General features: G+C 38.9%; 13 protein-coding genes. 3 read left to right on the top strand and 10 right to left on the bottom strand.

Annotation, left to right across the window (positions count from 1 at the left end):
- Positions 1-43: 43 nt before the first annotated feature.
- From priA to IFO69_RS02255, 3 genes are read right to left on the bottom strand one after another with little or no spacing between them, the layout of a single operon-like run.
- The gene (gene priA / locus IFO69_RS02265; RefSeq protein WP_394354453.1) at positions 44-2566 is read right to left on the bottom strand and encodes a replication restart helicase PriA; all 2523 of its coding nucleotides are present in this window, start codon (positions 2564-2566) and stop codon (positions 44-46) included.
- A 6-nt stretch (positions 2567-2572) separates the two neighbouring features.
- Positions 2573-4609 carry a thioredoxin domain-containing protein gene (locus IFO69_RS02260; protein WP_192007607.1) on the bottom strand — a complete coding sequence of 679 codons (2037 nt, stop codon included), beginning with the start codon at positions 4607-4609 and terminating at the stop codon, positions 2573-2575.
- Between the two features lie 14 nt (positions 4610-4623).
- Positions 4624-5601, bottom strand: coding sequence for a GSCFA domain-containing protein (locus tag IFO69_RS02255; RefSeq protein WP_192007604.1), 978 nt, complete (start codon positions 5599-5601; stop codon positions 4624-4626).
- A 195-nt stretch (positions 5602-5796) separates the two neighbouring features.
- Here IFO69_RS02255 and IFO69_RS02250 point away from each other — a divergent pair, with 195 nt between their 5' ends.
- Positions 5797-6045 carry a hypothetical protein gene (locus tag IFO69_RS02250; protein ID WP_192007602.1) on the top strand — a complete coding sequence of 83 codons (249 nt, stop codon included), beginning with the start codon at positions 5797-5799 and terminating at the stop codon, positions 6043-6045.
- A gap of 79 nt (positions 6046-6124) precedes the next feature.
- On the opposite strand, the gene rplI is transcribed toward IFO69_RS02250, so the two are convergent.
- From rplI to IFO69_RS02230, 4 genes are all read right to left on the bottom strand, one after another.
- Positions 6125-6568, bottom strand: coding sequence for a 50S ribosomal protein L9 (gene rplI / locus IFO69_RS02245; protein ID WP_192007600.1), 444 nt, complete (start codon positions 6566-6568; stop codon positions 6125-6127).
- A gap of 44 nt (positions 6569-6612) precedes the next feature.
- On the bottom strand, positions 6613-6864 hold the full coding sequence (gene rpsR, locus IFO69_RS02240; RefSeq protein ID WP_186756360.1) for a 30S ribosomal protein S18: 252 nt from the start codon (positions 6862-6864) through the stop codon (positions 6613-6615).
- A complete protein-coding gene (rpsF, locus tag IFO69_RS02235) occupies positions 6861-7232 on the bottom strand; it encodes a 30S ribosomal protein S6 (protein ID WP_192007598.1) in 372 nt (123 codons plus the stop codon). Before rpsF ends, rpsR begins: the two co-directional genes overlap by 4 nt.
- A 208-nt stretch (positions 7233-7440) precedes the next feature.
- Positions 7441-8361, bottom strand: coding sequence for a coiled-coil domain-containing protein (locus tag IFO69_RS02230; protein WP_192007595.1), 921 nt, complete (start codon positions 8359-8361; stop codon positions 7441-7443).
- A gap of 44 nt (positions 8362-8405) precedes the next feature.
- On the opposite strand from IFO69_RS02230, the gene IFO69_RS02225 reads away from it, so the two are divergent.
- Positions 8406-9002, top strand: coding sequence for a methyltransferase domain-containing protein (locus IFO69_RS02225; protein WP_192007591.1), 597 nt, complete (start codon positions 8406-8408; stop codon positions 9000-9002).
- On the opposite strand, the gene IFO69_RS02220 is transcribed toward IFO69_RS02225, so the two are convergent.
- A complete protein-coding gene (locus IFO69_RS02220) occupies positions 8999-9775 on the bottom strand; it encodes an O-methyltransferase (protein ID WP_192007589.1) in 777 nt (258 codons plus the stop codon). The genes IFO69_RS02225 and IFO69_RS02220 overlap by 4 nt on opposite strands.
- 4 nt (positions 9776-9779) lie before the next feature.
- The gene (apaG, locus tag IFO69_RS02215) at positions 9780-10166 is read right to left on the bottom strand and encodes a Co2+/Mg2+ efflux protein ApaG (RefSeq protein WP_192007587.1); all 387 of its coding nucleotides are present in this window, start codon (positions 10164-10166) and stop codon (positions 9780-9782) included.
- A 73-nt stretch (positions 10167-10239) separates the two neighbouring features.
- On the opposite strand from apaG, the gene ung reads away from it, so the two are divergent.
- Positions 10240-10902 (top strand): uracil-DNA glycosylase, encoded by a 663-nt coding sequence (gene ung, locus IFO69_RS02210; protein WP_192007585.1) that lies wholly within the window; start codon positions 10240-10242, stop codon positions 10900-10902.
- A 50-nt stretch (positions 10903-10952) separates the two neighbouring features.
- Here the strand turns inward: ung and lepB are convergent, their stop codons facing one another.
- The gene (lepB, locus tag IFO69_RS02205) at positions 10953-12023 is read right to left on the bottom strand and encodes a signal peptidase I (RefSeq protein WP_192007583.1); all 1071 of its coding nucleotides are present in this window, start codon (positions 12021-12023) and stop codon (positions 10953-10955) included.
- Positions 12024-12034 lie beyond the last annotated feature (11 nt).

Raw genomic sequence — 12034 nt, 5'->3', positions numbered from 1 at the left:
CTTGAATAAGGGAATTATGGCCTTAATCTCATGTGTTTTTTCTTTAATAAGGGTCTACATCCACGGTAAATCTAACAGATTTAAAGTCTTTTTGACTTTTAAGTTCTTCCAGAACCATGGCTAATTCATGTTTGAAAAGGGCGGGGGCATTATTGGACTTATCCAACTTTATTAGGATGTCAAAAAGGTACTGGTTCTTTATTTTCCCTATCAAAGCTTTTTCAGGGCCAAGAATGATTTTCTTGACAGGGATATCCTTTAACAGGTTACTAAGGTGTTTCGATGCCCTTTCTGCTATTTTGATTTCCTTATGCTTGGTGGTGATTTTTAATGTTTTAACAAATGGTGGATAGAAGAACCTTTGCCGCTCACTCATTTCATTGATATAGAAATGCTCGTAGTTTCCTTGGATAATTTGGTGAAAAATATCGTTGTCTGGTTTTCTGGTTTGGATCACAACACTACCATGTCGATTTCTCCTTCCTGCCCGGCCTGCAACTTGTGTGATTTGTTGAAAAGCTCGCTCGCCAGCTCTAAAATCTGGAAAGTAGAGGATTCGATCTGCATCCACAATACCAACTACCGTGACCCTATCAAAGTCCAAGCCTTTCGTTATCATTTGAGTTCCTACCAAAATATCCAAGTTACCTGCGCCAAAATCTTCTAGAATTTTTTGATAAGCATATTTGCTTCTGGTGGTATCCAAGTCCATCCTGCCAATTCTTGCTTCAGGAAACAGCAAGGACAAGCTTTCGGCTATACGCTCGGTGCCCATACCAACAGTGGTCAGCTTATGGCTTCCACAGGCAGGACAAGCCCTAGGGACTTTTTCTTTAAATCCACAATAGTGACAGCGCATTTCCTCACTATATTGATGGTAAGTCAGGCTGACATCACAATGTTCACATTCAGGAATCCAGCCACACTCCTCACAGGACATGTAGGGAGCATAGCCTCTGCGGTTTTGGAATATCAGGGCTTGCTCTTGTTGATTGAGTGCTTCTTGAATTTTTTCCCGCATCAATCTGGTGAAATCAAGCTTTAAAAGGTTTTTCTTTTTGTCAACTAATATGTCCGACAGGTGATACTCCGGTAATTGTGCTTCGCCAAATCTTTTGTTCAAATGGACATAGCCATACTTTTTCATCCTAGCATTATAGAACGACTCAAATGAAGGGGTAGCACTTCCCAAAAGTGTTTTGGACTGGTGAAGCCAAGAAAGCATTATGGCTGCATCACGGGCCTGAAATCTAGGAGCTGGATCAAATTGTTTATAGGATGCTTCATGCTCCTCATCTACGATCACCATACCCAAACTATCAAAAGGAAGAAAGACAGAAGACCTGACACCGACCACAAAAGAAAACCGGCCACTCAAAACACCTTGCCAAACTTCTACTCGTTCATTATCGGAATATTTCGAGTGAAAGATTCCCATCTGACTTCCAAAAACTTTTTGGAGCCTACTGACGATCTGTGTGGTCAAGGCAATTTCGGGAAGTAGTAAAAGGACTTGGGAACCACTTTCCAATACTTCCTGAATTAGCTTAATGTATATTTCAGTCTTTCCACTTCCGGTAATCCCGTGTAGCAATACCGTTTGTTTCTGTTCAAATTCAGTTTTAATGTTTTGCAGCCCTTCTTCTTGAAAGTCTGCCAATTCAATGGGGTGGTCGTATCCTGCAAGCTCATCAAATCTACTGATGACTACCTTAAACTCCTCTAATACCTTGTTTTTGATCAATGTTTTAAGTGAGCTTAAAGATAAACCTGCATCAGTGATGGTTTTCTTGTCCAGTCCATTTTTATTCTTTTCGGGGAATTTATGAACGGGGACTTCCTGTAGATATTTAAGGAGGATTTCCTCTTGTTTGGGCTTTTTACTGATTTGTTCAAATAGCTTTTCCAATTCTTCTTTTGAAGAAGTGTAAGGCTCGGTTAGCTTAATCCTTGATTCGACTTTAGGACTATATTTTTCCTTGACCTGTTCGTAAACCAGTACCGCTTCTTTTAGTACTAGGCTTTTGATGATGGCATAAGAAGACTTGACCCCAAGCAGTTTGCCACAATCCTCATAGGAAAGTTCATCTTTGCTTTCAAGTGCATCCAAGATCACTTGCTCCCGGTCATCTATAGGGAATTCATTTGAAACAAAATCGAATTTAGGATTAAGTTGGATTTTACTTTCGCTACTAAGTTTTAAACCTGTAGGTAAAGCGGCATTCATAACCTCACCGATGTGGCAACAGTAATACTCAGCCATCCAAAACCAAAACTTGATCTGCAAGGGGTTGACTACTGGATAGTCATCCAATAGATCTAAAATTGGTTTGGCCTCATATTCTTTGGGAGGTTTTTTATGGACCTTTCCAATTATTCCTGTGAGTACTTTTTTCTTCCCAAACTGAACAATTACCCGGTACCCAATCCCTACGCTACTTTCCAAAGATCGTGGAATACGATAAGTGAACATTTTAGGAATGGGTACAGGAAGGATTACATCAGCAAAGCTAGGGGGCATCTTTGCGTCATCATAAACGGGATTGTCTCCAAATAGGCTTTCCAAAGAATCTTATGCTAGTTTTGGGAATTGTTTGATGGCTGCCTCTACAGTGTTTACTGGCTGTTGGCAGGCTTTGTTAAAGCAGACGTAAATTAAAGCATTTCCTTTGGGATCTGCCACCTTATGTTCTAAAAGAGGGAGGTCTGAATCCGTAGTTTTACTGACTGCCATAACTTTGTGTCCATGATAATTTTGCTGGAGTTTAAGGGCTAGCCCTTTTGCTCCTTTTCCTATAATGGCAATTTCAGGAGTAGGAACAAGCTTTGAAAGATACACACTTGCCCAGTTGGTTAAGAAACCTGGTTCCTTGATTAAAGTGGTTCGGATCAGGTCTAATAGTTGATCGGAAAGTTTACTGTATGGTTCATGATAGAAATATAAGCCCAGAAAATGAAGATTGCTGGCCATCATGGAATTGGATGAAGGAATTACATTGTCAAATATCTCCTTTTTATTCGCAATTAATTCTTCTGAATCTGGATTGTTGAAATAGAATAAACCCTCTTCTTGATCAAGAAAATGTTCAAGAGTAAAGTCAGTCAAATCTCTAGCCTTAAGGATCCATTTTTCATCAAAAGTTAACTGATATAAATGAATGAAACCTTGTATCACAGCAGCATAATCTTCAAGGAACGCTGGAGTGTAGGCAGTCCCGTTCTTGTATGAACGGTAAAGTTGATTTTTCCTAAGCATTTTGTCCAGAAGAAATTCTCCATTCTGGAGAGCCATGCTTTTTGCTTCCTCTGAGTTGATGGCCCAATAAGCTTGAACTAAACCCGAAATGACCAGACCATTCCATCCAGAAAGGATTTTGTCATCCAAACCTGGCCTGATCCTCATATTTCGGAGTGAAAGAAGTCTTTGTTTGGTAAAAGTGACTTTTTCTATGAGTTCTTCTGTTGTCAAACTGAATTTTGAGGCGATTTTTTCATAGGAAGAAGTTTGAAAGAGGATGTTTGCTCCATTTTCCCAATTGCCGTTTTTACTTATATTGTACAGCTCATAAAACCAGTCTTCCCCTTCCTCCAATAAAGCTTCCAATTCATCATAAGTCCAGGTGTAGAATTTCCCTTCCTCTCCTTCACTGTCCGCGTCCAACGCCGCAAAAAATCCCCCCTCTTTTTCGAGCATTTCAGATTTTAGCCAATGAATTGTTTCTCCTATCTTTTCCCTGAAAATAGGTTCCTTGCTGTTTTGATAAGCTTTTGAATAGAGACTCAGAAGTTGACCATTGTCATACAGCATTTTTTCGAAATGAGGAGCAAACCATTCGCCATCCACGGAATATCTTGAAAAACCTCCGGCCAGATGGTCATATATTCCTCCCATACCTATTTTTTTTAGCGTAAAGAATACTTTCTCTTTCAGTGGATGATTGGATTTTAGTTTTGCATAATCCAATAAGAAATTCCAGATAGATGGCATAGGAAACTTGGGTACTCTCTTCATACCTCCCCACTGTTCATCCATTTGACTTTCAATTTTATCAGAAATCAAGATCAACTCATTTGGGGATAATTCAGTATCACTAGAGGATAAATTATACTTGTCTTTTTCCTTCTGTTTTAGGCTATTACCAAAACCTTCAGCGCTTTTGGCAAGGTCATCAAAATGTCTATCATAGGCCTCAGCAATGTTTTGGAGCAAGCCTTTCCAGTTGGGGTTGGGGAAATAAGTGCCGCCATAAAATGGCTTTTGATTGGGCATAAGAAATACATTGAGTGGCCAGCCACCTTGAAGTCCCATAGCCTGTACCGCATCCATGTAGATGTTATCCAAATCTGGCCGCTCTTCTCTGTCAATTTTAATTGAAATAAAGTGCTCATTCATGATGGCAGCTGTTGCTTCATCCTCAAAACTTTCATGTTCCATGACATGGCACCAATGGCAAGCAGAGTAACCAATGGATACTAGAATAGGTTTGTTTTCTGCCTTGGCTTTTGCCAAAGCTTCAGGTCCCCAAGGGTACCAATTGACAGGATTGTACGCATGTTGCAATAAATAAGGACTTTGGCTTTTTATAAGTTGATTGGCCTGTTTGGTCATGGAGGAAATTTGGTTTATGAAAGAATTTGTGATTTTACGAAATTGACTTCACTAGTAAAATCAATCTTAGGTGTCATTTGTTCCATTTTTTGAAGCAGGTTTTTCAAAAAGGCTTGATGGCTTTCTCCAGATGGGTTAAAAGGCTTATGAGACAGTGATCTGATAATTTCTTCTATCCTTAGAACTGTTTTTTGGGTGTCATTAGTCAGAAAGCTTTTAGAAAACTTCTCCCAAATATATTGCTCAGCTTGGGAACTGGGATGGATCATGTCTTCCTTGTAAAAGCGATAATCCCTGAGTTCATCCAACATGATTTCATAGCTGGGGAAGTAGCTGACATTTTTAAAGAAAGTTTCAAGTTCATGACAGAAGACCCTTAACAGGGATTTGCTGTATTGGTTTTCAGGGATTCCATCCTTGATATGCCTCACTGGACTTACCGTTAAAATAATATTTAAATTAGGATTGATAGCAATCAAAGGGGTAGCCAATGCCTCAAAAGCTGACCTCATCTCCAGTATATCCAATGATCTCTTCTTGAATAGTTTAGCCGGTTGCTTATGGCAGTTAGCCACTGTTTGGTTAAACTGTAAGTGTTCATAGACATAGGTTGTGCCCATGGTGATGATTAAATGGGAAGCGTGGGAGAGTGCCAAAGCTGTCTTTTCGATGGCTTGTTGAATTTTATTCAACAAGCCAGTTTTAGATGAAGCTGAAATTTCAGAATGACAGCCATAATGCAAATACCTCCCCTGAAAACCAATCACCATTTCGTGAGGTAGATTTTGGCCTGCAATTGATTTTTGCAGTAGGGTAAATAAAGACAAAGGATTGAATATGGTACCGAAAGGATTATTCAATACTTCAAATTTTCTTTCCAAAAGTTTATTGCCTATGACAGTAGAAAAGCAAGAGCCAACCGTAACAATTGTCTTGTCATAATTAATTGGAGTGGGATAGGGAGGGATATCAAAATTCGTCTGTAATTGCATAAAGCTAAATTAATCAAATTGAAGCAATGATCAGCTTTATACGTCTTTGCGAGTTTTGATTTATTTAAATGTTAATAAAGTGCCTTGTTCGTTATTAATATGTGAAAGTTATTGAGGGTATGTTGAGGTTTTGGTTTGATTGGTTTATTTTTATTGACTTACAGACAGTTAGATGTTTTAATAACCATTCATGCTATGAAACCATTTACTTTAGAGAAAACAGTAGAAGCTACTGTAGAGAAACTACAAAAGTTAAAAATTGAAGACCAGTTAGTGTCAGAATTGGAGTGGTGTTTGGGAAGCTACCGTTTTGACAGTAATCCTGTTGGTTTGATTGAAAAGAGTTCTTTGGCCTTAGGAGCTTTGAAGGCTGAAAAAGAAAAAAACAGTAGAGCAGTTTCCAAGAAATTGTTGGAAGACTTGGAGAAGGTCGCTGTCGCGTGATTTTTTACTTTTTGTGCAAAAAAATAAGGCTATCCAATTAAAGGATAGCCTTACTATGCTTACTTGTAATATGCTGAGATTATTCAGCTACTACTACAAACTTAACTTCTGTTTTAACCTCTCTGTGAAGGTCAACTTCTGCTTGGTACTCACCTGCACCGGTTACTGGCGTGCTGATAGCGATTTTCTTTCTATCAACCTCAACACCTTTAGCTGCAAGAGCGTCAGAAATCTGAAGGGTAGTAACTTTACCGAAGATTTTACCTGAATCACCGATCTTAGCTTTGATCTCAAGGGTAAGTCCTTCAATTTTAGCTGCGATTTCTTCAGCTGCAGTTTTGATTTTCTCAGCTTTGTGAGCTGCTTGCTTAATATTTTCCTCAAGAATTCTCTTGTTGGAAGCTGTGGCCAATACAGCAAAACCCTGAGGGATAAGGTAATTTCTTCCGTATCCAGGTTTTACTGCAACTAAGTCGTTTTTATAGCCAAGTCCTTTTATGTCTGTTTTTAAGATAACGTCCATTGTAGTTGTCTAATTTAATATGTATTGAATAGAACAGGGCCGGATTATTTTAGTCCGTCAGTTACATAAGGTAACAAGGCCAAATGTCTTGCTTTTTTGATAGCGTTAGCCACTTTTCTCTGGTATTTCGCAGAGTTTCCTGTAAGTCTTCTTGGAAGGATTTTACCTTGCTCATTCACAAACTTCAATAAGAAGTTAGGATCTTTATAGTCGATGTACTTGATGCCTAATTTTCTAAATCGGCAGTACTTCTTCTTGTTCTGCTCTCTGTTGATTGGTTCGTTCTTAAGTGTCATTTTGCAGCCTCCTCTTTTACTTCAGATTTTTTGTTGAATTCTCCTTTTCTTCTTCTTTCTGCGTAAGCAATAGCGTGCTTATCAAGAACAGTAGTCAAGAAACGCATCACTTTCTCGTCTCTTCTCATTTCAAGCTCGAACTTCTTGATCAAAGTAGGCTCGCTCTTGAATTCTACCAGAACGTAAAAACCAGTGCTTTTCTTCTCGATTGGGTAAGCTAGCTTCTTAAGACCCCAGTTTTCAACATTTACAATGTCTGCTCCCTCTTCTTTTAACAAGTTTACAAACTTGTCTACGGTATCCTTCATCTGAACATCAGACAAAACGGGAGTTAAAATGAATACCGTTTCATAATTTTTCTGGAACATTTGATAATTGTTTAGCTATAATTATTTAAACAGACCGCAAAATTAAGGGTTTATTTTAATTAATCAAAAAAGGCTGTTCTTTTTTAAAGGCAAGTAGTCAGGATAGTAAGGGTTTATGGATAAACCTAAATGCCAAAAGTAAAACACCCATGGATAAAGGTATCCACAGGTGTTTAATTGAATCCAATATGTCAAACTCAAAAGTCAGTTATTTTATTTCAAATGTTTTATTGCCTATGTTAAATCCTTCAGAATAGATTTTTACCTCATATACACCTTCAGGGTATTCTGTTTCTTTTTGATATAAATAGATTAAACGCTTTTTGGTGTTGTCAAAGAGAATATCCTGCTTGGCGGTATAAAACTCTTCTCTTCCATCAATGGAAAAGGTTCCAGACCCTTTTGCGATGTCAAAGATGACTTGATTGTTGGGAGCAACTACCTGAACATAAATATCCTTGGTGCCTGGCTCAGCTACCTTGTTTTCAGATATGTCAAATGAAATCTTAAGCTTTTCCAATTGTCTGTTTCTGAAGGAACCTTCCCTTTCACGTCCTTTATTGTTAACCGCAGCTACTACAATATTTTCTGCATGAAGCTTCTGGGCAATGTTTACCTTTTCCTCCAATTCTTCTTGCTTCAAGTTAAGCTGCACAATAGAATCTTCAATTTCGGCTTTCGATGTTTTTAGGTCTTGGTTTTCAGTAAATAGCTGTTCATTGACTTGTTTAAGCCTGGTAATTTCCTGGTCTTTTTCTGTCAATACACCAGAAAAGCTATCTATTTTTTTGTTTAGAGCGGAAATCTCCGCCGCACTGCGGTTCCTTTCCGTGTTTCTTTCCTGGAGTAGCTGTTCCTTAAGGACTACAAGGGAATCCACGTTTCCACCTAACTTTTTGATTTCATTGATCCTTAGGTCTAGTTGATAAGCCATTGAATCAATTCTCAAATTAAGGTTGTTATTCTCTTCTGAAAGAATGAGGATTTCTTCTGTTTTTTGGGTTTTGTCGACACTGTCAAGATACAGTTTGACACCACTGAAGATGACAAGCAAAATCAGTACAATGATCAAAATGTTTTTCCCTTTTTCGTTTCGGGAAGATTTCTCTTCAGGTATATTAGTACTCATAGTGATCGAATATTAGAACAAATTTCAAATAATAATTTTAATGTATGTCTCAAGCATTAGATGAAAACTATTGGACTTCCAGGTATCTCGACCAAAATACAGGTTGGGATGTAGGAGAGGCAACTGTTCCCTTAAAGCAATATTTAGACCAAATTGTAAACCATGGATTGGAGATACTCGTTCCAGGTGCAGGAAATGCCCATGAAGCTGTGTATGCGCATAAAAAAGGGTTTAAGAATGTTCATATTTTAGATTTTGCAGAACCTCCTTTAAGGCAGTTTAAGGAACGCTTTCCTGAGTTTCCCAAAGGGCATATTCACCATGAAAATTTCTTTGATCATCAAGGTCAATATGATCTTATATTGGAACAAACTTTCTTTTGTGCCTTGAAACCTAATTTACGAAATGATTACATCAAAAAAATGGCTGAACTGCTTAAACCTAGTGGGAGACTGGTGGGTGTACTGTTTGATGTTGATTTTGAAAAGGATGGCCCACCGTTTGGAGGAGCTAAACAAGACTACTTAGAAGTGTTTAGCCAAGAGTTGGAAATTGTGACAATGGAACGGTGCTATAATTCTATCCCACCTAGAGCGGGGAATGAATTGTTTTTCAAAGCAAAAAGGAAAAGTGAAGTTTAATAGTGGAGTATATAATGTTTTTTGTTTAGGCCTTTTTTGAAAAATAGGATGCCACATTCATAAAAGTCCATGCTCATAGTGACTGAAGGGGAGTCTTTGATGGTGTGCCAAGCTTGTTCCATTTCCTTGGAACGATGAATGTCACCAATAGCGACAATACTATCTTCATTTAAGAAGGGTGTTATGTGCTCCCAAAATGTCAAGGTAGGCTGGTAAGCATGATGGGCATCAATCAACACAAAGTCTAATTTGTTTGGCCGCTTCAGAAATTCTGGCAAAGTAATTTCGATTTGGCCAATTAGCAAAGAGACTTTGGAGAAGTTAGAAAAAGTGTTTCGGGCAACCTTTGCCAATTCTTCTGCTCCTTCAAAAGTATAGAGCTTTCCTTTTGTTGCCCTTGCCAAATAGCAGGTGTTAATTCCTACACAGGTGCCTAACTCAATTACTGTTTGTGCTGGCGTTAAGGAGCAAAAGTATTGATAGAGTTTTGAGAATTTGGATGAACTGGTGCTGTGTCGGGTTATATCGGAAATTCTTCTGATGGGCTCTTTTAAATGTATTGAACCAGCCCCGAAATCCTGAATGGTTATTTTTTTGTGGTTTTGAAGTAGTTGTTTTCTTAGGGCTTTTAATTCCGTATCATCATTTGTTTTAAGATTTTTTTTTAATCCTTCATATACCTTGAAGGAGAACGGTGATTGCAACGAATGCCTATCCTCCTGCCTGAGAAAGTACTTCAGGTATGCCAATAGTGGGTAAATCTTTTCTAACAAAATGTTAATTATGGAAGATGTCTGAAATGAGTTGGAATTCCGGTATTTGTACTTCAATGATGGTTCCGTCTTGGATGCGCTCCATAAAGTACTGCCCATTCATTTTTCCTAGGCCAGAGCTAAGGTTACAGCCTGAAACATATTGATGGGACTTTCCAGGTTCGAGTATGGGCTGTTGCCCCACGACTCCATCTCCTTCGACAAGCTTGATGCTTTGTCCAGCATCATATACTTCCCATTTTCTTTTTAGAAGTTGGACCGTGTGGGAGCTATTGTTTTCGATGGTGACTTTGTAGGTGAATACATAGTGGTGCTGGTGCGGACTACTGTATTCCGCCTGATATGTAGCCTCTACGCTTACCTTTATTCCTTGGGTGATTGCAGTAACCATTAAAAACTTTGTCTAACAGGATTTTTGTTCGAAATTAAGGGTTTATTATGAATTCTCAAGAGAAATAAATTAAATGAACGTTAAAATAAATGGAGGCTGGAAGGAAAAACTAGCTGATGAGTTTGATAAGCCCTATTTTGAATCACTGGTGAATTTTGTAAAAAGTGAATATCAAAACAAGCATATTTATCCTAAAGGGAGCGATATTTTCAATGCTTTTGACCAATGTCCATTTGATCAGGTAAAAGTGGTGATTTTGGGACAAGATCCTTATCATGGGCCAGGCCAAGCTCACGGCCTGTCCTTTTCGGTGCAGGAAAGTGTTCCGTTTCCTCCTTCGCTGATGAACATCTTTAAGGAGCTTAAAAGTGATTTAAATGTTCCAGTGCCTGCCCATGGTAATTTGGAGCGCTGGGCAAAGCAAGGTGTGTTGCTTTTGAATGCCACATTGACGGTGGAAGCCCACAAAGCAGGTTCTCACCAAAAGAGAGGATGGGAAGAATTTACAGATGCGGTGATCCGAAAATTAGCAGAAGAAAAGGAAGGCTTGGTATTTATGCTTTGGGGAGCTTATGCCAAGAAAAAGGCCGCATTTATATCTGATGCGAAACATTTAAAGCTATATGCGCCTCACCCAAGTCCCCTTTCAGCTCACAGGGGTTTTTTGGGCTGTGGACACTTCAGTAAAACCAATACTTATTTGAGGGAAAAAGGATTGCCGGAAATTGAATGGTAACTAAAAAGGGACTCAAAACTTTGAGTCCCTTTTTAGTATGTGTTTCCTGATTAATGAATTCCTTTAAAGAACCTATTCCAGCGGATACTACTGAACATGCTTTTATGCTTGTCCAGAGAAAGCCATAAGAACCATGCTTTTCCGACAATATGGTCTTCAGGTACAAACCCCCAAAAGCGGGAATCCAAGGAGTCGTGTCTATTGTCTCCCATCATGAAATAATAATTTTGCTTGAAGGTATAAGTATCCTGTTTTTCATCATTGATGAAAATTTCATTTCCTTCAATACGAAGATCATCAATCCCTTCATAATGTTTGATTGTAAAAGCATACCTTCTTACATTATCCTCAGTGAGGTCAATGGTCCAGCCTTCTGCAGGCACGGTCAACGGTCCAAAATTATCCCTGTTCCAGCCATAAAAGGCACCATCAGGATGAATATCCGGGTCTCCATTGCCTTTTTCATAAGTCCTTATTTTTACCTCTTTGATCACAGGAGATTTTGCTAAGCGCTCGGCCGATTGAGGAGTAGTGAACACCACATACATGCCATTGTAGGGGTGAAATGAATCTTGGTTGATGTCATACTCGGCAAAGAAGTCTGCGTTGAGCATTCTATTTGGGATGACATCATAAGAAAACTGCATTTCTTCAGGGTTCTCTGCCGTTTCCCCATTGACAATTAACTGAGTGTCTACTATTTCGATTACATCACCAGGTATACCTACCGCTCTTTTAATGTAATTGGTCTTTAGGTCAACGGGATGCTCAAATTCATCTGGGTAATTGAAGACTACCACGTCATTTCTTTTTACTGAAGTGAAGCCAGGAAGCCTGTAATAAGGGAGTTGGATAGCATCCGAATAGGATGGGATCTCTGTTCCCCAGATTTTTTGATGTGTAAGTGGGACCTGAAGAAGCGTTTGTGGCGTCCTGGTACCGTAATGCATTTTGCTTACAAATAAGAAATCTCCAACCAGAAGAGAGCGTTCCATTGAGGCCGTCGGAATGGTGAATGGTTCTAAAAATAACCAACGGATTAAGCTGGCGGCTATAACCGCGAAAACCAAGGCATCCATCCATTCTCTAACGGGGCCTTTTTTCTTTTTTTCTGAACTCATGTTTTTGACAA

Source organism: Echinicola arenosa, assembly GCF_014841125.1.
In the GTDB taxonomy this organism is placed as follows: Bacteria; Bacteroidota; Bacteroidia; order Cytophagales; family Cyclobacteriaceae; genus Echinicola; species Echinicola arenosa.
Note: the sequence above shows the minus strand (reverse complement) of the source record. Positions and strands in the feature narration are given on the sequence as shown.